Below are 22050 nucleotides of genomic sequence, written 5' to 3' on the forward strand. Positions count from 1 at the left end.
AGATTTGGCATTTCAAATTTTATTGAATGTGGTGCTAGCCTTTTTATGGATGTTTATTAAGGTTTCCTATGATCCCATTAGTTTTCTAAAAGGCTATATCTTTGGACTCCTAATTATATTTGTACTTAGACGTTCATTTGGGAGCCGATTTTATCTATTTAGATTATGGTCCTTCCTAAAGCTGATCTTTATTTTTATTAGAGAACTTATCTTGTCCAACATAGCAATTGTCAAAGTGGTATTAAAACCTAAATTAGATATGAGACCGGCAATTTTTGCGATGGACACAGCGCTAACAAAGGATTGGCAAATTACACTTCTATCAAGTTTAATTACCTTGACACCGGGTACATTAGTCATTGATGTTTCCGAGGACAATAAAACCCTTTTTATTCATGCGATGAATATTGGGGAGGTAGAAGATGAGATTAACAGTATTAAGAATTCCTTTGAAAAGGCAATATTGGAGGTGAGCAGGTAATGATTGAGATTATTATTCGATTAGCTTTGTTATTCTGCTCGATTTCGATGCTTGGATTGATCTATCGGGTTATAAAAGGACCGAGCGTTGCTGACCGGGTTATCGCATTAGATGCCATTGGTGTGAATCTTGTAGCTATTACTGCGTTGATTTCAATTGTTTTAAACTCTCATGCTTTTCTCGAAATCATCCTGTTAATTGGTATTCTTGCCTTTATCGGGACTGTGGCGTTTGCTAAGTATTTAGAAAAGGGGGTTATTATCGAGCGTGAGCGTAATCATTGATTTTCTCATTGGATTTTTTATCTTGGTCGGATCATTGTTTTGCCTGATTGCTACTATTGGGGTGATTAGACTCCCTGATGTTTATACGAGAAACCATGCCGCCTCGAAAGCAGCTACATTAGGGGTAATGTCGATTCTATTAGGAACTTTTTTATACTTTTATGAATTAGAAGGACATTTTAATACAAGACTAATCTTAGGTATTATCTTCCTATTTATGACTTCCCCTATTTCTGGTCATTTAATTAACAGGGCAGCCTATAATTCAGGAACAGCCCTTTGGGATAAAAGTGTTAGAGATGACTTAAAAGTTTATAATAAAAAAGCAGCAGCTAAGCCTGCTGAAGAGTAATAACAAAAAAGTGTTCCAATTATAGCTTGGAACACTTTTTTCTGTTTAGTTAGTATTAATAATCCGGACATATTCCCTTGGTTTGAAGGGTTCAAAAAAATTCCATTGCAAATCAGGTAAACCGGTGTTTCTATTTGCATTTATGACATTGTAATCATTATTCATCGGAACTGCATTCATATTATTAATATGTGATTGCGTGTTTGTTACTTCAGAAGTCCGATGATTTTGCAGCTTCAGCTGCAGGAACCAAGAGCATGCTAATAATATTGAAAAGATTGATAAACTTACCGCAATCTTCATTTTCATGCTGTACAAACACCTCCATTAGGATTAGTTTGTACAAATTGGTTATAATAAAAACGTCCTGGCCCGATTTAGGATGCGTTTTTTAGCGTTTTAGCTGTTGTTTTTCTCCCAGTAGCTTTTATTCCAACAATAAAGCGAATGGTAAAGATAATAGCAGCACCAATAATAAAGATTCCGCAAAGAGCTCCTGCTTGGTCCGATGCAATCCATTGTGGTAAATGCTCGGCCCATCTGCGCGGTGCACTGATTTTTCCTGCATATAGAAATGAACCTGCTAACCCGGTAAAGAAAATAAAATAGGTGAAGATTGCAAATTTATCATAACTATTTTGTTTTTGAGTTCCTTCGGTATTATTAAAATAATACATAAAACCGAAAATCATCGCAATGACGCCCATCCCCATATACGTGTGGAAATGCCCTGGCACCCATTTTGTGTTGTGCATAACATGATTGACGACAATGGTCGAGTCAATAATTGCAGGGACTGCACCGGCAACCCAGCCAAACATCGCCAAAAACATCATGCTTGATGCGAAATCCCATTTAATGGCTGACCGAAAAACAATCATTAAGGCACCATATGCTGTGACCACCATTACAGGAAGACCATTTGCATAGGAAAAGACTTGACCAACAATTAACATCCATTTAGGTACAGCAAAATCCATCAGCAGGTGGTGTGTGTAAATCATTAATGTAAAGAGTGTAGAACAATTCCAGGCAATTAGAAAAGCCTTGTTTGATTTCCATGGACGACCCGTATACTTTGATAGAATTTCATATACAGCGATAACGGCCATATAAATAGTACAATTTGCAAAAATGTGTCCAAATGCATAGGTTAAATGCTTAGCAAGCATTGGATCAATAGTGATAGCAGGATTAATAATATTTAAAATGGAAGCAACAAGAACATAAGCACCGCAAAGGATGGCAATTGAATTCGTGATAATGACCATTGTTGCCGCTACTGCAGCAGCAGGAGGACCATAACCCTTTTTTCCCCCGAATATATAATCCCAGCCAAGAGTCTTATGCAATCCGCCATATTCCTTTGTTAATCTGCCAGCTAAGTAAAAGTACATGACTAAATATCCAATACCCAATGCCAGCATCCCAAATAAGAAAAGAAGCGCACCCAGTTTACCATATAGATTTGCTGAATATGCAGGAAGCGGGAAAAGGAAGGTCCAGCCATCTGAGAAATTAAAACCAAAAATAGCAGTAAGAATCATGACAACGCCAATTAAAGACAGTCCTAGATTAGTGTAAAACACTTTTGAATTTAGGAAAATATGTTTTGAAAGGAAGTACCACATAACGGCACTGCCTCCTAAAGCCGCAATTCCAATCATCCCTGTTCCATGTATAGTCATAATTTTATAGAAAAATTGTGGTGATATCTTTATTACATTTCCCTGATTTAGTAACATCATGACGCCAAAAATCATCATTAATACTAAAACAACAGAGGTAACCATTAATGCTAAAGCAACACCTTTATTGGAAATCATACGAACTTTAGTGTCCATGGTTATTTCCTCCCTTTGGTTTAACAATAATTTCTTTCATCATCACATGATGTCCAACACTACAATATTCCAAGCATAGAATTTTATATGTACCTGGTTTGTCAAACGTAATTGTGAGTGTATTCGTGTATTCTGGCATCGCTTGGGTTTGAGCAATTAATTCTAGTTCAGGGTTATAAATACCGAATCCGTGGGTTACATCTTTACTGGTTACCTGAAATTGAATTTCTTCCCCGACGGTAAAGTCCTCATCACTGAATTCCCAAGCATATTGCAGTCCGGACACCTCTACAACCTTTGCATGTTCTTTAGCGGCAGCATGTTGATTATGGTATGGAAGCTTGCTAAGTGACATAGCTGATGCAAACCCCATTAGTGCAAGCAGCCCGAGAAAATAAAACTTACGAATTTTGTAGCCTTTTTCTTGTATGTGTCCATATTCTCTTAATCTTCTCGATTCCCCGTAAACAAAAGCAAAGGCTAAAGCAAGCAGGAAAACGAGAAATAATGTTACGTACCAGGCGATTGATTGGTACATATCTATCCCCCCTAGTTAAATTAAATAAACAAGTGGTCCCCCAACCACATGTTTAATTTCAAATAACATTTTAATCTACAAATTGTGAATAAATAGTGAATTATATCATACCCCCACGGACAACCACTGCTTAGTTCTAGGTCTTTATGGCTATCTTTTTTTTGACCCCCGCAAATGTCCAATAGGGTTCGAATACTTTGTTAAATAAACTGTGGAGGTTAGATATGAAAACAACTATGATTGATATTGATAAGTTACTAGAGTCTACGGCCAATCTAACATCTGAGAAAATCACAAGTAAATTAAAAAAGATTGAAATTGATCTATTATTAGCTCGTACACAAGAATGGTCCAGATAAAATAAATAGATAATGTTAAAGAAGCTCTCGAATACTTGGGAGCTTCTTTTTTATGGAGAAAAATATAAGTAAAAGGTCTTAAGAAATTTGTCGCTTTAAAGCAGAAAAATAATTTTAGGTAATTCTATTGACTTTTAGGGTATAAAAATACTAGAATAACTTTTATAATATAATAAATTTTTAGAAAATTAAAAAATGAGGTTTAGGGGGATGAAGAATGAAAAAGCGTGTAAAAGCAATTTCCTTCGCTTTAGCTGGGATGATGATGCTTGCTGGGTGCGGTAGTAAGGAATCGACAAGTGGAACGGAAAAAGAAGGGGAAAAGGTCCTTAAAGTTGGAATTAGCCAATTTGCGGTTCATCCGTCTTTAGATGCTGCAACAGAAGGGTTTAAAAAGGCATTAGAAGAGAAAGGCATTAAAGTAGAGTATGATGAGCAAAATGCACAAGCGGATATGAATAACGTTCAAACAATCGCAGACAACTTTGTTGGAGATAAAGTAGATTTAATTTTTGCTAATGCAACGCCAAGCGCTACAGCTGCATTGAATGCAACGAAGGAAATTCCAATTATCTTCACGTCTGTTACAGATCCAGTTGGTGCAGGACTAGTCAAAGCATTTGACCAGCCTGGTGATAATATTACCGGTACTACAGATAATCATCCAGAAGGAACGGCTAAAACAATTAATTTTATTACCGATGAGGTAAAAGCCAAGGAAATTGGTGTCATCTATAATTCTGGTGAACAAAACTCTGTAGTTCAAGTAGAAGAAGTGAAGAAACTAGCTGAAGGAAAAGGTGCTAAGCTTGTAGAAGTTTCTGTGTCTACCTCTGCTGAAGTTAAACAGGCTGCTGAATCATTAGTTGGCCGCGTTGACGCAATCTATATTCCTACAGATAATACAGTTGTTTCTGCTCTTGAGTCAGTTATTTCTGTTGCAAACAGCAAAAAGATTCCATTGTTTGTGGGGGAACTTGATTCAATGAAGAAAGGTGCAGTGGCCGCGAGTGGATTTGACTACTTTGATCTTGGATATCAATCTGGTTTAATGGCTGCTGAAATATTGAGCGGGAATAAAAAGGCTTCTGAAATACCAGTCGAATTACCAAGCAGTTTAACGCTGATGATTAACAAAGAAGCTGCCAAGGCGCAGGGGCTTGAGGTAAAAGAAGAATGGAAAGACCTTGGCGAGTTTTACGAAGGTGAATAATAAAGGTTAATGAAAAATAAGGAGTCAGCCGCCAATCTGGTTGACTCCTTGACTACTGAATAAGGTTTCAATAAATGGAAACCAAAGCTTAAAGAAAGGATGATCTCAATGTTTACAGCCATATTTGGATCATTTGAAGCAGGTATCATCTACGCGATTATGGCACTGGGCGTCTATCTTTCCTTTCGTATTCTGGATTTTCCGGATTTAACGGTAGATGGGAGTTTTGTTACAGGTGCAGCACTATCTGCGGTGTTAATAGCTGGTGGTGTTAATCCGTTTTTAGCGACTATATTAGCGTTATTTGCAGGATTTGCAGCAGGATGCATGACCGGGCTGCTTCATACTTTTGGGAAAATTAATAATTTACTGTCGGGTATCTTAATGATGATTGCTCTTTATTCTATTAATCTTAGAATCATGGGAAGATCAAATATTCCACTTTTAAACACAGAAACATCTTTTACAAAAATTGAAACGTTTTTTGAAGGACTGGGGATAGATTCCTTCTTCAATAGTCTTCTAACGATGATAGGTCTGGGAGATAGTCTTCCAGGTACATGGGGAATTTTAATTTTTATGATTATCGTTACGTTTGTCATTAAATGGCTTACGGATTTATTTTTACAAACTGAAATTGGTCTTGCTGTAAGAGCGACAGGTAACAATAAACAGATGATTCGCAGTTTCTCAGCAAATACAAATCTCCTTACCATTTTGGGACTTGGATTATCAAATGCACTTGTGGCTTTTTCAGGTGCTCTAATTGCCCAGCAAGGCGGTTTTGCAGATGTGGGTATGGGAATTGGTATGATTGTTATTGGTTTAGCTTCTGTAATCATTGGTGAAGCCTTGTTTGGTACCAAGTCGATTGCAAGGGCGACACTTGCAGTTATTGGAGGAGCCATCATCTACCGTATTGTTGTTACTCTTGCGTTAAGAGTCGAGTTCCTAGATCCGGGTGATATGAAGGTTATCACCGCACTAATTGTTATCATTGCCTTAACTGCACCTAAATTATTGGAACACTCTAAAGAGAAAAAGCGTAAAGCCAAAAGAAGACAAGAAAAGCTGAACATTTTACAAGCATCGGCTGAGCGAAAGGGTGAAAACCATGCTGCAATTAAATCAGATTCATAAAATATTTAATGAAGGTACTCCTGACGAAAAAATTGCCATCGATCATGTTAATTTAACGTTGAATCCAGGTGATTTTGTAACGGTTATTGGCAGTAATGGTGCTGGTAAATCAACGTTAATGAATATAATTTCAGGTGTGTTGATACCTGATATTGGTGATATCCAGATCGCCGGTAAGAATGTAACCACGATGTCAGAATATAAACGTTCAAAAATGATTGGCCGGGTTTTCCAGGATCCAATGGCTGGAACAGCTCCGAGTATGACGATAGAAGAAAATCTGGCGATGGCCTATTCGCGAAATAAAACAAGAACCTTAAGAAGAGGAGTCACAAAAAAAAGACGTGATTATTTTCGAGAGGTATTGGAATCCTTGCATTTAGGCTTAGAAAATCGACTAAGTGCCAAGGTTGGATTATTGTCAGGCGGGGAACGCCAGGCACTGTCATTATTAATGGCAACATTTACGGAACCATCCATTTTACTGCTGGATGAACATACTGCAGCGCTTGATCCATCAAGGGCTGAATTAATAACCAACTTAACACGTGAAATTGTTGCAAAGTATCAGCTTACTACCTTAATGGTTACCCATAATATGCAGCAAGCAATTGATCTTGGTAATCGGCTGATTATGATGGATAAAGGCCAAATCATTTTGGAAGTAGATGCGGAACATAAGAAAAATTTAACCATTGAAGGATTATTAGAGGAATTTAAAAGAATTCGCGGCGTACAAATGCATAGTGACCGTGCAGTTTTGTCCTAAAAATTATTGAGAAACAGACCTTTTAAAGGACTGTTTCTTTTTTATTTCTGTACGAACCTTTACTGCTAAAAAGCGTTATTGCTTTACCGGCCGCTCTTGATGGGACACGTTAGTATCACTTAATATATATTCTGAATATTATTAATTAAAAGATAATAGGAGGAATATAAATGAAGGATAAACGATTAAAAGCCAGTGAACTTGCTAACGATTTTTTCCCTGTACGGGATGTGGACTATATCGAAATTTACACCGCGAATGCAAAGCAAGCCTGCCACTTTTTCAGTACGGCCTTTGGATTTAAACCAGTAGCCTATTCCGGTCTTGAAACGGGTAATCGTGAAACCATTTCTTATGTTCTTCAGCAAAGAAATATTCGTCTTGTTCTCACTGGTTCTTATAAAGAAGATACCAGAGTAGCTCAGTTTGTAAAAAAGCATGGTGACGGAGTTAAGGATGTTGCCCTCTTAGTAGATGATGTTGATATGGCTTATAACGCTGCTGTTGAGCGTGGTGGGATTGCTCTTATTCCTCCATTTGAGTTGAAGGATGAAAAGGGAACTATTAAAAAGGCCGTTCTCGGTACATATGGAGACACCATCCATACGTTAGTAGAACGCAAGAATTATCAAGGTGTTTTTATGCCGGGTTTTGATCCCTATTCCGTCTACCTTCCAATAGAAGATGCTGGATTAATTGGTATTGACCATGTTGTAGGTAACGTTGAACGAATGGAAGAATGGGTTGAATATTATGCCAAGGTAATGGGATTTGTAGAGATGAAACATTTCACAGATAAAGATATTACAACCGAGTATTCTGCGTTAATGTCGAAGGTCATGCATAATGGCGGCAGAATTAAGTTCCCGATTAATGAACCAGCAGAAGGGAAACGCAAATCACAGATTCAAGAGTATTTAGAATTCTATAATGGTCCTGGTGTCCAACATCTTGCGATACTAACAGAGGATATTGTTTCGACTGTTGCTACTCTGAAAAAAAATGGGGTTGAATTTTTAAATACACCAAGTACGTATTACGAGGATTTAGGACAGCGCATTGGCAAAATTGATGAAGAAATAGAGAAGCTTCGTGAATTAAATATTCTAGTCGACCGCGATGATGAGGGCTATCTGCTTCAGATTTTCACTAAGCCGATAGTCGATAGACCTACGTTATTTGTGGAAATAATCCAGCGTAAGGGTGCGAGAGGTTTTGGTGAAGGCAACTTCAAAGCGTTATTTGAATCAATCGAAAGAGAACAGGCTCGTAGAGGAAATTTATAAATAAAGAATAGGATAAAAGGGAGAGGGGACTTCTCCCTTTTAAAAAGTTTAATAGAAAAGAGGTGTAGGTTTCATGGAAGTGTCACCAGACACGCTTGAATGGAGAGACGCCTATAAACTGCTAATTGGTTCGATACTGCCTCGTCCGATTGCCTTTGTGTCAACCATAGATGAAAACGGAATTGCCAATGCTGCACCCTTTAGTTTCTTTACCGCGATATGCGCTGACCCAATGCTGATCTGTTTTTCACCGATGAGAAGGGGAAGTGATGGAGCAAAGAAGGATACACTTGTAAATATTGAAAATACAAAGCAATTTGTGATCAACATCGTCAGCGAAAGCATGGCGAAGCAGATGAATGATTGCGCAGTGGAATTTGCTCCTGAAATAGATGAACTGCAAGTAACAGGATTAACAAAAGAGCCTAGTGTTAGCGTGAAGGTGCCGCGTATAAAAGAATCTCTCGTGCATTTAGAATGCGAGCTTTATCAGGTGTTGGATTTTGGTGACCAGGCAGGTGCTGGCAGTCTTGTAATTGGTAAGGTTTTGAATATTCATGTCGAGGATAGTTTAGTTCATAAAGGACGGATTGATACAGAAAAACTTCAGCCTATTGGCAGAATGGCAGGTCATACTTATACCAATCCATTAGGGAAAACGTTTGATATTATTAGGAAATAGAAAAAGGTGACTTTTATGAGATTCGTAACCTTTAAGAAAAGAGATGAAACTTTACGGGCCGGATTATTGATAGAATCTGCCCTAGTTGTAGATATATCGGAAGCAACGAACGGGATTCTGCCGGAAAACCTAATAGATTTTATTGAGCATAATGGAAAAAATTTAAAAGAAGCAGAAAAGCTCTTATCACTTACTTTAGGAAATAAAGGAGTCTATCCATTGGATGAGGTTAGGCTGGCAGCGCCGCTTCCTGCACCAAAAAGTTTTCGTGATTTTTATGCTTTTGAACAGCATGTGAAATCTGCAAGAGAGAATAGAGGCCTGAAAATGATTCCGGAGTGGTACGAGATACCCGTTTTTTATTTCTCTAACCACCTGGCGATAAAAGGACCAGAAGACCAAATCGAAAAGCCTATTGAATGTAATTGGCTTGATTATGAGCTTGAGGTTGCCTGTATCATTGGGAAAGAGGGAAGAAATATCAAGTCTGATGAAGCGGAGGATTATATTTTTGGTTATTGTATCCTTAATGACTGGAGTGCGCGGGACCTCCAAAGACAAGAAATGAAGGTAGGATTAGGTCCAGCAAAGGGAAAGGATTTTGGTACTTCTATTGGACCTTGGATTATCACCAAGGATGAGCTAGAGAACCTGAGAGCAGGTAAAGGCTTTGACCTATCTATGAAAGCCAAGGTTAATGGAATCCTTCTTTCTGAAGGGAATATGAAGGATATTTATTATTCATTCGGAGAAATGATTGAGAGGGCATCTGCTGGGGTTACGCTCTATCCAGGAGAAATGCTAGGTTCTGGTACAGTTGGGACAGGGTGTATCCTTGAACTGGGTACGGAGGTACATCGCTGGCTTGAGCCCGATGACGTGGTTGAATTGGAGATTGATAAACTTGGTGTGTTAAAGAATTCAATTGTAAATGATTGAAACGAGGTGAATGTATGTATTACCGGCAAATGGGAAGGATTCCTCATAAACGCCATACCATGTTTAAAAAGGACGATGGCAGTCTTTATCGTGAACAAGTAATGGGTACAAGAGGTTTCTCGGGGACACAATCAATACTGTACCATCATTATATGCCAACAGAAGTACTAAGGTCGGAGTTTGTCAGCAGTTATTTGCCAGAATATGAGGAGCAGGGTTCTTTAAAGCACCGCCTTTTTCTAACAAATAAAACTGCTAGAAAAGGAGATGCTCTTTCAGCACGGGAGTATATACTAGGAAATCAGGATTTATTAATTGGTACGGCTTCGGTGAATGAGCCTATGAAGAGCTATTACCGCAATGGTGACGGAGATGAAATGCTGTTTGTTCACTACGGATCGGGCAAGCTTGAAACAATGTTTGGAACAATTTCTTACAGGCCTGGCGATTATCTATTAATACCAATTGGAACCATTTATCGAATGATTCCAAATAAGCAGGAAGAAACAAAACTGTTGTTTATAGAATCTTTTAGTCAGATCACAACACCTAGAAGATATCGAAATGAATATGGACAAATGCTCGAGCATAGTCCATTTTGCGAACGTGATTTTCGAGGTCCGGAGAAACTAGAGTCCTATGATCAAAAGGGAGAGTTTGAGGTTATTACGAAATCGCGGGGATTCCTTCATTCTCACATATTGGGACATCATCCGCTTGATGTTGTTGGCTGGGATGGATACTTGTACCCATGGGCTTTTAATGTAGAAGATTTTGAACCGATCACGGGTAGAATCCACCAGCCGCCGCCTGTTCATCAAACCTTTGAGGGAAATAACTTTGTTGTATGTTCCTTTGTGCCTAGGTTGTTTGACTACCATCCTGAAGCAATACCTGCTCCTTATTACCATAGTAATGTGAATAGTGATGAATTACTTTATTATGTAAAAGGTAATTTCATGAGCCGCAAAGGGGTACAACTTGAGTCGATTACGCTGCATCCAAGTGGTATTCCGCATGGTCCTCATCCTGGAAAGACAGAAGCGAGTATTGGGAAGAAAGAAACTCTTGAACTTGCTGTAATGATTGATACCTTTCACCCGCTTAAAGTAGTTAAGAAGGCAAGTGAGATTGAGGATCCAGATTATATGTTTTCTTGGGTGGAAAAATAAGGAGTAAATTATTCGGAACAATCCAATTATAGAATATTGGGTTGTTTTTTCATGAGGAATAATCATAAGATAAGCATTTATTTGTTAGTACGTGATAGTATTAAATAAAGACACTACAATTGGAGGTGAAAATCATGAACTTTGAATCTGTTCGACTGAAATTAAAAAACCATACACCTGACATCTTAGGAGGCGAGAAATTTTCTAAATATGCGGTTATGGTGCCGCTCATTCAAATAGGGGATGAAATACATGTCCTGTTTGAGATTCGTTCCTTGCAGCTTAGAAGACAGCCTGGAGAAATTTGTTTCCCTGGAGGGAGGATTGACCCTCAGGATATGGATGAAAAAAGTGCCGCAATCCGTGAAACAATGGAGGAATTAGGCATAAGCAGTGAAAATATATCCGAGGTATTTCCACTTGATTTCATGATAACCCCTTTTGGTATGATGATATATCCCTACGCAGGGATGATTGAAAGCCCTGAAAAAATCCAGCCCAATCCTGCAGAAGTAGGAGAGATTTTCACGGTACCGTTAACCTATTTTATTGAAAATGCTCCAGACATATATCATATTAATTTCAAGGTGGAGCCTGAAGAAAACTTTCCTTTTGATTTAATTGTGGGCGGTGAGAATTATAATTGGCGGACAAGGTCATTAGATGAGTACTTTTACCTATATGAGGAGAAGGTTATTTGGGGACTTACGGCTAAAATCCTTTCACACTTTATCGAAATAATGAAACGGTGAATTATTCCAAATAATTCACTGTTTTTTTATATTGTCCTCCCTAGAAATACAAATGTCTTTTTAAGGGAGAAAAAAACACTTGATTATTTTCTGAATAGCAGTAAAATTAAGATTATACTTTTTTGGGATAGGTGATGTTGTGATGAAGGTTGTAAAGTTTGGAGGATCCTCATTAGCGTCAGGAAAACAAATCGAAAAGGTTTTTCAGATTGTCATGTCTGATCCTGAGCGGAAAGTCGTGGTTGTGTCTGCTCCAGGAAAGAGATTTCCTGAGGATGAGAAGGTAACGGACTTGTTGATAGAGTGTGCTGAACAATGTCTGCAAGAGAATAACCCACAGGATAAGTTTAATGCCGTTATGTCAAGATATTCCTCCATTGCAGCAGAGTTAGCTCTCCCGAATGATATAATTAGTGAAATTCATCACGATTTATCAGAGAGACTAAATGGAGACAGAAGTAAGCCGGATCGGTTTATGGATTTAGTAAAAGCAAGCGGAGAGGATAATCACGCTAAATTAGTGGCTGCTTACTTTAGAGAACAAGGTGTAGAGGCTACATATGTGAACCCAGGAAAAGCAGGACTTTTTGTAAGTGATGAGCCTGGAAATGCACAGGTTTTACATGAGTCTTATGAGAATTTATTTGCACTTCGTGAAGTTCCGGGAATCATTATATTCCCAGGATTTTTTGGCTATAGTAAAAGCGGCGAAGTATTTACTTTTTCCCGTAGCGGCTCCGATATTACAGGTTCCATTTTAGCCAATGGTATTAAAGCAACTTTATATGAAAATTTTACGGATGTAGATGCAGTATTTTCAGTTAATCCAAACCTTGTTGATAGTCCTAAAGAAATTAAAGAGTTAACGTACCGAGAAATGCGGGAGTTATCTTATGCTGGATTTTCAGTTTTGCATGACGAAGCACTAGTGCCTGCTTTCCGTGCAGGGATCCCGGTTCAAATAAAAAATACGAACAATCCAAGTGCTCCTGGGACAAGAATTGTTTATTCGCGTGATAATACGAATGGACCTGTTGTAGGGATTGCGAGTGATAAAGGGTTCTGCAGCATTTACGTCAGCAAATACTTAATGAATAGAGAAATTGGTTTTGGACGCAGGCTTTTAAGTATTTTAGAAGAATATGGGCTTTCCTATGAACACACTCCATCTGGAATTGATGATGTATCAGTTATATTAAGAGAAGCGCAGCTTGATCCCGATATGGAAAATGAAATTGCCTGGAGAATCGAGTCTGAGTTACACTCTGATGAGGTGAAAATTGAGCACAGTCTGTCGCTGATTATGGTCGTAGGAGAGGGAATGCGCCGGAATGTCGGAACTATGGCTCGAGCATCTAAAGCGTTAGCTAATGCTGAGGTTAATATTGAAATGATTAACCAAGGCTCCTCTGAAGTAAGTATGATGTTTGGTGTAAAAGAAGTCGACGAAAAAAGAGCCGTTCAAGCACTTTACGACGAGTTTTTTGCCGCTGTACCTGTATAAGTTGAGAAAGCAGTCTAAAATTCACTTTTTTAGACTGCTTTTTTATTCAATCTGCAAGAAGCATTTTTTATGTTAATTGAGGATATTCCTGTTTGTTCTTTACCTTTATCTTCGTCCTGAATCCAGCCCAAAGTGCAATGATCAGCCCGCCGCCAGTATCTGAGATTAAATCTATCATGGTATCGTCATTTCCTCCGCCTTGTAACGTCATATTTAATAATTGGTCAGAGCTAAATTCATATATTTCCCATAAGACGCCGCCAAATGCAGCAAAGGATAAGGTGAAAAGGAAGATAATCCAAGGAGAGATTTCCACTTCTGCATCTCGATGAACCAATCTTTCATATAAAGCGATTCCAGCAAACGCAAGAATAGCGCCGCTTAGAAAATGCATGAACGTGTCCCACCAGCCAAGACCGTACCAGCCTTTAATGGATCCGAAATATTGTGAACCGACCAAGAAAAGTAAATAGGAAATAACAATAGGCAAATTAAAATGGAGCTTTGTAAATAGGGCTAAGAGGAGTGGAACAGCCCCGCAAACCATACCGCCGATGGCAACAGTCGATTTAAAAGATTCCTCAGTAGACCGATAATGAAAAAATAAATAGGCCATAAAAGCTACATAGACAAGACTGAGCAACAGTACAAGCTTACGATTCATTATTTTCACCTCAGGTAGAATACACTTTACTATGATTATGCCCGCGATAACTCAATCTCACCCAAAAACTTCAAAATTTGATTTTCGTTCGTCAAATCGAATTCGCATCAACCGTTTTTTTAGAGTATAGTGAATGAATAAAGTAAAATTCACTTAGTTTCGTGGAGGAATATATGCAAAGGGCACAAATACCAACTTATGAACGGATTGCGATTGATTTAGCGAATCGAATTTACGATGGTAAATTCAAAGTAGGGGAAAGGATTCACGGAAGATCAACATTGGCTAGTGAGTATAAAGTTTCTCCTGAAACTGTAAGAAGAGCGATAAAAATATTAGAAGATGTGGAAATTGTTCATTCAACAAAAGGCAGCGGGATTGTTATTTCTTCTAGGGAGAATGCCTATAAATATATTCATCGTTTTTCGAATTTAGCGAGTATCAAGGACCTTGAAAAAGAAATAAATAGCCTCTTTATGGAGAGAGACAAAATCGATGAGCAGCTTTCGGAGACTGTTAGAAAAATTATGGATTATTCGACAAAACTGCGGCATACCAATCCGTTAGCGCCTATTGAGGTAGAGGTTATTCCTGGTTGTGTACATATTGGTAAGACGATTTCTGAAGTGAAATTTTGGCAAAACACAGGAGGGACAGTAATTGGGATGAAGAGAAAGGGAGAATTGATCATATCTCCAGGACCATACGCATTGATTCTAGAAGGAGACGTTCTTCTCATTATTGGTGATGATGAAACCTATGAGAGAGTGGTTCATTTTATGGAAGACTAAAAAAAGCCGGCATGCACCGGCTTTCTTCTATTATTAAATTAAACCTTCCTCTATTAAAAACTCTTTTGCTACTTTTGCTGGTGATTCCTTCAGACTGTCAACTTTGTAATTTAACTTGCGCATTTTGTCATCTGTTAATATTCCGGCAAGTGAATTTAGTACTTCTTTAAGTTCAGGATGCTCTTTTAATGTCTCTTCTTTGACAATTGGCACAGCATAATATGGAGGGAAGAAGTTTTTATCATCTTCTAATACCTTTAATCCAAATTCCTCAATTAATCCATCAGTAGAAAAGGCATCGATGACATCACTTTTATGATTATCAATCGCAGTATAGCGTAATCCTCCATCTATGGCATTTACATCTTTAAATTTCAAATTATAGGTCTTGGAAAGACCGATTAACCCATCTTCCCGATTTGGAAATTCAATTGTCGGACCCATAATCATCCCTTCACTTACTTTTGCAAGATCGGATATGGTGTTTAAATTATATTGACCAGCGGTATCTTGACGTACAGCTAAGGCATAAGTGTTATTGAATCCAAGCGGTTTTAACATGTCGATATTAAACTTCTCCTTGAATTCCTTTTTTACATAGTTATAAACTTTATCAGGATCACTCTCTGGGCTCTGATTGAGAATATTGACAAGTCCAGTCCCTGTATATTCGACATACATATCAACATTACCAGTTTTTATCGCACTAAAGGCAACTTGTGATCCGCCTAGGTTCATTTTTCTTTCTACTTCGATATCCGTCTTACTTTCAATAATATCAGCCAGCATATTCCCTAGAATCAGTTGTTCAGTGAAATTCTTTGAACCAACGACAATTTTATCTGCGGCATTTGCCTTTGAATATACAGTAAAGGCACCAGCAGCTATTACGAATACACTAGTAAAGGCGATTACAAAACGCTTTACTTTTTTACTGGTTTTAGATGCTGATTTTTGTTTATTACTGTAGGAAAATGATGTTTCAAGTTTACCGACAATATAGTCGATTAAGAGGGCTAGGATACAGGCAGGAATTGCACCTGCAAGAATCATGTAATTGTCAACGGTTTGCACACCAGAAAATACAAGATAACCAAGTCCTCCTGCACCAACGAATGCTGCGATTGTCATCAATCCGACTGCTGTTACCGCAGAAATTCTGATACCCGCCATAATCATCGGAAAAGCTAACGGCAGCTGAACCTTTTTCATTGTTTGGCTCTTGGTCAGACCGATACCTTTGGCGGCTTCCAGAATGTCAGGATCAATATTTGTTAATCCTGTATAGGTATTCTTTACAATTGGAAGAAGGGAATAAAGGACAACCATTACAATGGCAGGTGCACTGCCAATTCCAATGAAGGGAATTAAGAAACCGAGTAAAGCCAAACTTGGTATTGCCTGTATGACGTTTGTCGTTCCAATAATCGGCTTTGACAGCTTTGGCTGCCGGGAAATCAAAATTCCTAATGGTATCCCAATAATAACCGCAGCGAGCACGGAAATAATACTCAAATAAATATGTTGACCTAACAAATTAATAATCTGTTCATAGTTTGTATTTAAATAGTTATAAAAATCACCCATTAAAAGGCCACCTCCAAATCAATTAGTTGGCTGCTCAATGCCGATAAAATACTGCTTCTCGTAATAAGCCCCGTTAACTGTTTAGAATGATTGATGACAGGGACATACCCAATTTTATGTTCATTCATTGTTGCCAAAATGGAAATTAAGTTATGATCTTCAGAAACAGCTAGTACATTTTTTTCCATAACACTATCAATCTCTGAATTCCGATTTAATAGTTGAATTCCTTTTAAAGTCACCAATCCTATTAGAATATTATTTTTGTCGGTTACCAATAAGCTGTCGACCTTATTAGACTTCATTATCTCAATAGCCTGTAATACAGTCCGCTTTGTAGTAATCTTTACAGGGTTAGGAATCATAATATCCTCTGCCATTAATAATTCTGGGTTATTCCAAACACGTCGTTTTCCGATAAAACCTTCGACAAATTCATTGGCTGGGTTCTTGAGAATATTTTCAGGGGTGTCATACTGGAGAATATTGCCGTCTTTTAATATACAAATTTTATCGGCAATTTTTATGGCTTCGTCCATATCATGGGTGACAAAAATAATCGTTTTGTTTAGTTCTTTTTGCATTTGAACAAGTTCATCCTGCAGCGAGTTTCTTGTAACTGGATCCAAGGCACTGAAGGGCTCGTCCATTAAAATAATATCTGAATCTGTTGAAAAGGCTCTTGCAACCCCGACTCTTTGCTGCTGTCCGCCGCTTAATTCCTTTGGAAAACGATCTAAGAATTCACGGGGATTTAATCCGACTACATGGAGAAGTTCTTCTGTTTTCTTAGAAATTTTCTCTGTGTCTTCACCTTTTAATTTAGGGATAAGTTCTAAATTTTCTCTGATTGACATGTGAGGGAAGAGACCAGTATTTTGAATGACATAGCCAATATTTCTTCTTAGCTCAATGGCATCTATGTCGGAAATATCCTTACCGTTTACAAGTATTTTTCCTGCTGACGGCTGAATTAACTTATTAATCATTTTTAGTAAAGTCGTTTTACCGCAGCCGCTCGGGCCGATAAAAACAACTAATTGACCTGCCTCGATATCAATAGAGAAAGGCTTAATGATCGTTTTATTTCTATATTTTTTTACTATATCTTTAAACTCTATCAAATTCATTCCTCCTAAAAAATAATTACTACAGTGAATATCAACAACTTAAATATAACATGTAGGTTGTTGGTTTGTCGAATTCAATGGCTTTTTGTCAATTAATAGTAAGTCGTTTATAGAGTAAATAATTTTCAGAATATAAAGAAAAATGTTAAGATGATAATCAAAAGGAAGAATAGTAGAGAGGGGAAATTAGATTGGAATATTTAAAAGAAAAGCTAAGTATTAAATTTTTCCTCTTCTTAGGGTTGGCATTCGTTTTAATAAACATACCGATAATAGGTGATTATATTAGATTGATTAATACGGTAATTCATGAATCAGGCCATGCGTTTATCGCTCTATTTGGGGGAAATGTTGAATCCATTTCATTGTATATGAATGGTGATGGAGTAACACATGGTACAAAATCAATGTGGATTATTGACTTTATCACCTGTGCAGCAGGCTACTTGTTTTCATCATTTGTAGCATATATATCATTTTGGTTAATCAAAAAGAAAAGGCATACACTTTTAATTGATATGCTATTAGCTTTAATCGTAATCAATTTCATCTTATGGGTTCGAAATCCCTTCGGTTTATTCTGGCTGGCATCCTTTGGTGTTATTTTTCTAGCGCTGCTTATTAAAGGGAGCCAAAAGGTTATTCATAACCTTGTATTATTAATTGCCTCTATCATTTTAGTAGAATCTGTAAGTACGGGATATGATATTTTCATCATAAGTTTAATGCAACCGCATGCTGCCGGGGATGCAACAAACTTATCCCAATTAACAACATTTATACCTCCACAAGGATGGGGGATATTATTCTTTGTACAGGCACTCTTTTTCATTATTCTTGGATTCAGGAAAGGTTTGTTCAGTATTGGAGCAGAAGAAATACAGCCAAATTATCAAATAGAAGGAACAAAAGAATACTAATAAGAAGCTCGCCGGAATGGCGAGCTTCTTCTACATTAATAGTAATATGGGAACGGAAAGAAAAATGGAAATACAAACACACTATATGGAAAGCGGCGTCTTCTAAAACGGCGAAATCTGCGTCTGCCGTATCCGCCATAGCCCCCGAATCTCATGTCATCGGAGTCGTCATCTACATCTTCAGGAACAAGCATTGTAACTCCTTCATCATCCATGTCCTGCAGAATACCATTCATTTGGGTACCATCATTCATTTGACCAACCACATGATAATTCATATATCGCTGACAAGTATTCATAATATTTCGGTAATCATTGATTTCTTGACCATGATAGCCTGGATTGCCAATTGGTCCATAGTGATAATTATTCATTATATCCGCCTCCTCGCCTACATATTATTCAGGTAAATGGAATTAGTGAGTGATAAAACTCGGAATCTTTAAGGGGTATTAATATTTATACAAAATGGAACATATGATAGATTATTGTGGATTTTCCGATTAGATTAGGAGGGGATACATTGGATATTCTTGATGTCATTAAAAGCCGTCGTAATATTAAAAAGTTCAAATCCGATGCTGTTCAGATTGATTTGATATACAAATGGTTAGAAGCTGCAAAAATGGCACCAAATCATCGAATGACACAACCATGGGAAGTATATTTCATCGGTTCTGATACGAGGGCAAAACTAAACCATAAGACGAATTTTGGAAATGCGCCTTTTCTTATTGCGGTAGTATCTAAACATGGCGCCTCAGCGGTTGAAAAAGAGGAAAACGCATTGGCGACAGCTTGTTTTATTCAAAACTTTAATTTAGCAGCCTGGGCAGAAGGGGTAGGAACATTTTGGTCTTCGATTGGTATCACTGCAAAGAACCAGGAAATATTAGAAGTTCCTAAAGATTATGATCTTGTTGGTGTATTGGGCATTGGTTATCCTGAAATTATTCCAGAAGCTAAACCAAGAACCTCCATCATGAATAAAATAAAAAGTTTACCTTAAGTAAGCAGAGACAACCTTTAAAAATAGGCGGTTGTCTCTTTTTTTTTTAGGTTAATTTATTGTTGCATAGCATTTTGATATTCCGTTTTCAGATTGTCCATGATTTGCTGGACCGGGAGAATTTCCTTAATTTCATCTACTCTGGCACCTGCGAAAACCAGACCATTTTCCACGTCCCCTGAAACAGAAACGAGTAAGGAATCGAGCGTGCAAAAGCGATAAGAACAATTTTTTAAACAATCATGGCATTTGGCAATTTTTAACTTGTCAGTACCGCTGATTAATTTAGAAAAGTTATTTGAAATTACTCTGCCATGTAAACCGACAGTGGTTTTGACTAACAATGTATCTTCTTTTTTGGCCTCAACATATTTCTGTTTAAATGCGAGTGGGGCGTCACATTCTTCACTTGCTACAAATCTTGTTCCCATTTGAACCCCAGATGCCCCCATTGATAGGGCTTTGGCGATATCCTCACCCGTCATAATCCCGCCAGCAGCTAGGACGGGAATTGACACTGCTTCCACTACCTCTGGCAGTATATCAAACACAGGTCTGTCTGTTCCAAGATGTCCGCCAGCTTCAAAGCCTTCAACCACTACCGCTGCAGCCCCGAGCCTTTCTGAAATTCTTGCTAATTTGGCTGAAGAAACAATAGAAATAACGGGTATGCCAGCCTGTCTTCCCCAAGCATACATATCCCTAGAAATACCTGCACCAGAAATAATAAAATCCACTTTCTCTTCAAGAGCAGCCTTCATTTTTTCTGCAAAATCATTCATTGCAAACAAGACATTGACGCCAATATATCCGGCATCTTTTACAAGACTTTTTGCTCTTCTAATATGCTCACGCAATTCATCCGTTGTAATACCAGTACCCGAGATAATTCCAACTCCACCAGCATTAGCAACAGCAGATGCCAGTTTGCTTAATGAAATACCAACACCCATTCCTCCTTGAAATACTGGAACCTTCGGCGTGATATGTGCAATTTTTAATTGTGGAAAATTCAATTTATAACCCCGTTTCATTGTTTAAGATTGTATAACTTAAACTGAATACTATCACGGATTTTTTATAGTGTATGTGATTTTTATCATCAGGTCCTAAAAGTTGGTTATAGAATTAATGCCAATAGTTCAATCTACATAGGACATTGCGATTATTATTTTGAAATTGTAATTTCAGCGACACAGAACGTAACTTATATACAATCCCTCTGTAACATTACTAAGGTAAAATAGTGTAAATACAAAACATTAATATTTTACTACAATATCTTTTTGTTTTGGAGGGATAGGATGGCTTCGACTACAAATAGAAGTAAGTATTTCGATAATGCAAAATTTATATTAATTTTTCTTGTTGTGTTTGGACATATGATTAGCCCTTATAAAGATCAAGATAAGGTTTTATTTACTTTATATAGTGTTATTTTTTTATTTCATATGCCAGCTTTTATTCTCATTTCCGGGTATTTTGCCAAAGGTTATAGGAAAAAAGGGTATTTACTAAAATCAGTTCAAAAGATTTTGATTCCCTATTTTATTTTTCAGATTATCTATTCAGTGGTTTATTTTTTAGTGGGGAAGGAAAAAACACTTGAATTTGATCTGTTCCAGCCCCATTGGTCATTGTGGTTTTTACTAAGTTTATTCTTTTGGAATTTACTGCTGTATGTATTTGCGAGGTTCAAATGGACCGGTTTGTTGGTTGCGGTAATAGTGGGCATAGCGATTGGCTATGTTGAAAATGCAGGAAGTTTTTTAAGTATCTCTCGGACGTTTGTTTTCTTTCCATATTTTTTGTTAGGCTTCTTATTAAATGGGGACCATTTAAAACGAATCATCGGGGCAAAGTATGCGATTCCAACTGGCGTAGTCATTATCACCACTACGTTTTTATTCTTCGGATTAAGTTTTCCTGAAAATGCTGTTCCATGGCTGTTGGGGGACACATCGTTTGAGAACATGGGAGGAATGCAGCTGACGGATGGATTGCTTCGAGCATTGCAGTATGTATTAACTTTAATTGTTGTGTTCAGCTTCTTGCCATTAATCCCATCGAATCAATACCGAATAACAAAAATAGGTGAAAGAACACTTTATGTTTATTTATTCCATGGGTTTATTATTAAGTCCATTCAATATATTTTACCAAATGCTATCTCTGAAAATTATCTATTTTTAATTGTATTTTCCTTCATTGTTTGTATAGTGCTTGGAAGTTATATGATCAAAAAATATACACGGCCGCTTGTTGAATTGAAAATATAAAAGCAGGAAGGTTGTTACTAATTCCCTCATCTAGTTTATCGGTAAGTGGATTGGGGCAGCACCTAAGCTGATGAATAGGCGGAGAAATTCCGCCTATTTTGTATTTATAAATAAAAAAGGCTTAAATAGACGAAGGATTTCCGCCTATTGCATTGAAAATCATGAAAATGAGAGATTTTTCACTGCATAAGCGGAAAAACTCCCCTTATTTACACCGAAACGAGCACCATTTTTTATTTAAACGGAAAAGCTCCGCTTATTCTACTCTTGCTTGGTATTCTATCAACCACTTTTACTTGGTATTCTATCAACCTCAAAATTAATCAATAAAAGAAACTCGCCAATGGCGAGTTTC

The 22050-nt window shown here is 37.5% G+C and carries 25 protein-coding genes; 17 read left to right on the top strand and 8 right to left on the bottom strand.

Translation table 11 applies throughout. From position 1 onward, the window contains the following. Positions 1-4 precede the first annotated feature (4 nt). Genes SFC47_RS22565 through mnhG form a run of 3 tightly spaced genes read left to right on the top strand, consistent with a single transcriptional unit; the run spans position 5 to position 1117 of the window. Complete coding sequence (locus SFC47_RS22565; protein ID WP_411256803.1) at positions 5-481, top strand: Na+/H+ antiporter subunit E; 477 nt, start codon at positions 5-7, stop codon at positions 479-481. Beyond that, the gene (locus tag SFC47_RS22570) at positions 481-765 is read left to right on the top strand and encodes a Na(+)/H(+) antiporter subunit F1 (protein WP_411256804.1); all 285 of its coding nucleotides are present in this window, start codon (positions 481-483) and stop codon (positions 763-765) included. The genes SFC47_RS22565 and SFC47_RS22570 overlap by 1 nt, the downstream gene beginning before the upstream one ends. Continuing rightward, on the top strand, positions 749-1117 hold the full coding sequence (gene mnhG, locus SFC47_RS22575; protein ID WP_411256805.1) for a monovalent cation/H(+) antiporter subunit G: 369 nt from the start codon (positions 749-751) through the stop codon (positions 1115-1117). Before SFC47_RS22570 ends, mnhG begins: the two co-directional genes overlap by 17 nt. Before the next feature lie 45 nt (positions 1118-1162). On the opposite strand, the gene SFC47_RS22580 is transcribed toward mnhG, so the two are convergent. The 3 genes from SFC47_RS22580 to SFC47_RS22590 all read right to left on the bottom strand — a co-directional run bounded on the left by SFC47_RS22580 (position 1163) and on the right by SFC47_RS22590 (position 3499). Next, positions 1163-1426 (bottom strand): hypothetical protein, encoded by a 264-nt coding sequence (locus SFC47_RS22580; RefSeq protein WP_411256806.1) that lies wholly within the window; start codon positions 1424-1426, stop codon positions 1163-1165. Positions 1427-1494: 68 nt separating this feature from the next. Then, complete coding sequence (locus tag SFC47_RS22585) at positions 1495-2961, bottom strand: cbb3-type cytochrome c oxidase subunit I (RefSeq protein WP_411256807.1); 1467 nt, start codon at positions 2959-2961, stop codon at positions 1495-1497. Then, positions 2951-3499 (bottom strand): cupredoxin domain-containing protein, encoded by a 549-nt coding sequence (locus SFC47_RS22590; protein ID WP_411256809.1) that lies wholly within the window; start codon positions 3497-3499, stop codon positions 2951-2953. The genes SFC47_RS22585 and SFC47_RS22590 overlap by 11 nt, the downstream gene beginning before the upstream one ends. A 224-nt stretch (positions 3500-3723) precedes the next feature. Here SFC47_RS22590 and SFC47_RS22595 point away from each other — a divergent pair, with 224 nt between their 5' ends. The 10 genes from SFC47_RS22595 to SFC47_RS22640 all read left to right on the top strand — a co-directional run bounded on the left by SFC47_RS22595 (position 3724) and on the right by SFC47_RS22640 (position 13315). Further along, positions 3724-3858, top strand: coding sequence for a hypothetical protein (locus SFC47_RS22595; RefSeq protein ID WP_411256810.1), 135 nt, complete (start codon positions 3724-3726; stop codon positions 3856-3858). A 217-nt stretch (positions 3859-4075) separates the two neighbouring features. Further along, positions 4076-5071, top strand: coding sequence for an ABC transporter substrate-binding protein (locus tag SFC47_RS22600; RefSeq protein ID WP_411256812.1), 996 nt, complete (start codon positions 4076-4078; stop codon positions 5069-5071). 108 nt (positions 5072-5179) lie between these two features. Next, positions 5180-6211 (top strand): ABC transporter permease, encoded by a 1032-nt coding sequence (locus SFC47_RS22605; RefSeq protein ID WP_411256814.1) that lies wholly within the window; start codon positions 5180-5182, stop codon positions 6209-6211. Further along, entirely contained in the window at positions 6186-6980 is a 795-nt protein-coding gene (locus tag SFC47_RS22610; RefSeq protein WP_411256816.1) for an ABC transporter ATP-binding protein, read from the top strand. Before SFC47_RS22605 ends, SFC47_RS22610 begins: the two co-directional genes overlap by 26 nt. A gap of 170 nt (positions 6981-7150) precedes the next feature. Then, the gene (gene hppD / locus SFC47_RS22615) at positions 7151-8266 is read left to right on the top strand and encodes a 4-hydroxyphenylpyruvate dioxygenase (RefSeq protein ID WP_411256817.1); all 1116 of its coding nucleotides are present in this window, start codon (positions 7151-7153) and stop codon (positions 8264-8266) included. Positions 8267-8339: 73 nt separating this feature from the next. Further along, positions 8340-8948 (top strand): flavin reductase family protein, encoded by a 609-nt coding sequence (locus SFC47_RS22620; RefSeq protein ID WP_411256818.1) that lies wholly within the window; start codon positions 8340-8342, stop codon positions 8946-8948. A 15-nt stretch (positions 8949-8963) separates the two neighbouring features. Continuing rightward, positions 8964-9887 carry a fumarylacetoacetate hydrolase family protein gene (locus SFC47_RS22625; RefSeq protein WP_411256819.1) on the top strand — a complete coding sequence of 308 codons (924 nt, stop codon included), beginning with the start codon at positions 8964-8966 and terminating at the stop codon, positions 9885-9887. A gap of 14 nt (positions 9888-9901) precedes the next feature. After that, positions 9902-11059, top strand: a complete 1158-nt coding sequence (locus SFC47_RS22630; RefSeq protein ID WP_411256820.1) for a homogentisate 1,2-dioxygenase — start codon at positions 9902-9904, stop codon at positions 11057-11059. Between the two features lie 134 nt (positions 11060-11193). After that, a complete protein-coding gene (locus tag SFC47_RS22635) occupies positions 11194-11811 on the top strand; it encodes an NUDIX hydrolase (RefSeq protein ID WP_411256821.1) in 618 nt (205 codons plus the stop codon). A 142-nt stretch (positions 11812-11953) separates the two neighbouring features. Then, the gene (locus SFC47_RS22640; RefSeq protein WP_411256822.1) at positions 11954-13315 is read left to right on the top strand and encodes an aspartate kinase; all 1362 of its coding nucleotides are present in this window, start codon (positions 11954-11956) and stop codon (positions 13313-13315) included. 67 nt (positions 13316-13382) lie between these two features. Here the strand turns inward: SFC47_RS22640 and SFC47_RS22645 are convergent, their stop codons facing one another. After that, entirely contained in the window at positions 13383-13979 is a 597-nt protein-coding gene (locus tag SFC47_RS22645; RefSeq protein ID WP_411256824.1) for a DUF2238 domain-containing protein, read from the bottom strand. 173 nt (positions 13980-14152) lie between these two features. Here SFC47_RS22645 and SFC47_RS22650 point away from each other — a divergent pair, with 173 nt between their 5' ends. Beyond that, positions 14153-14770: a GntR family transcriptional regulator gene (locus SFC47_RS22650; RefSeq protein ID WP_411256826.1), complete on the top strand. Its 618-nt coding sequence runs from the start codon at positions 14153-14155 to the stop codon at positions 14768-14770. Between the two features lie 33 nt (positions 14771-14803). Here the strand turns inward: SFC47_RS22650 and SFC47_RS22655 are convergent, their stop codons facing one another. Together SFC47_RS22655 and SFC47_RS22660 are read right to left on the bottom strand one after the other, a co-directional pair. Then, complete coding sequence (locus SFC47_RS22655) at positions 14804-16357, bottom strand: ABC transporter permease/substrate-binding protein (protein ID WP_411256828.1); 1554 nt, start codon at positions 16355-16357, stop codon at positions 14804-14806. Then, the gene (locus SFC47_RS22660; RefSeq protein ID WP_411256830.1) at positions 16357-17481 is read right to left on the bottom strand and encodes an ABC transporter ATP-binding protein; all 1125 of its coding nucleotides are present in this window, start codon (positions 17479-17481) and stop codon (positions 16357-16359) included. The genes SFC47_RS22655 and SFC47_RS22660 overlap by 1 nt, the downstream gene beginning before the upstream one ends. A 197-nt stretch (positions 17482-17678) precedes the next feature. Between SFC47_RS22660 and SFC47_RS22665 the strand changes: the two genes are divergently transcribed. Next, a complete protein-coding gene (locus SFC47_RS22665; RefSeq protein WP_411256831.1) occupies positions 17679-18407 on the top strand; it encodes a M50 family metallopeptidase in 729 nt (242 codons plus the stop codon). 35 nt (positions 18408-18442) lie between these two features. On the opposite strand, the gene SFC47_RS22670 is transcribed toward SFC47_RS22665, so the two are convergent. Then, complete coding sequence (locus SFC47_RS22670; protein WP_411256832.1) at positions 18443-18781, bottom strand: hypothetical protein; 339 nt, start codon at positions 18779-18781, stop codon at positions 18443-18445. A 149-nt stretch (positions 18782-18930) separates the two neighbouring features. Here SFC47_RS22670 and SFC47_RS22675 point away from each other — a divergent pair, with 149 nt between their 5' ends. Then, positions 18931-19416, top strand: a complete 486-nt coding sequence (locus SFC47_RS22675; protein WP_411256833.1) for a nitroreductase family protein — start codon at positions 18931-18933, stop codon at positions 19414-19416. Between the two features lie 56 nt (positions 19417-19472). On the opposite strand, the gene SFC47_RS22680 is transcribed toward SFC47_RS22675, so the two are convergent. Further along, positions 19473-20450, bottom strand: a complete 978-nt coding sequence (locus SFC47_RS22680; RefSeq protein ID WP_411256834.1) for an NAD(P)H-dependent flavin oxidoreductase — start codon at positions 20448-20450, stop codon at positions 19473-19475. Positions 20451-20720: 270 nt separating this feature from the next. Between SFC47_RS22680 and SFC47_RS22685 the strand changes: the two genes are divergently transcribed. Further along, a complete protein-coding gene (locus SFC47_RS22685) occupies positions 20721-21695 on the top strand; it encodes an acyltransferase family protein (RefSeq protein ID WP_411256835.1) in 975 nt (324 codons plus the stop codon). Positions 21696-22050 lie beyond the last annotated feature (355 nt).

Source organism: Neobacillus niacini, assembly GCF_046591715.1.
Lineage (GTDB): Bacteria > Bacillota > Bacilli > Bacillales > Cytobacillaceae > Neobacillus > Neobacillus niacini_L.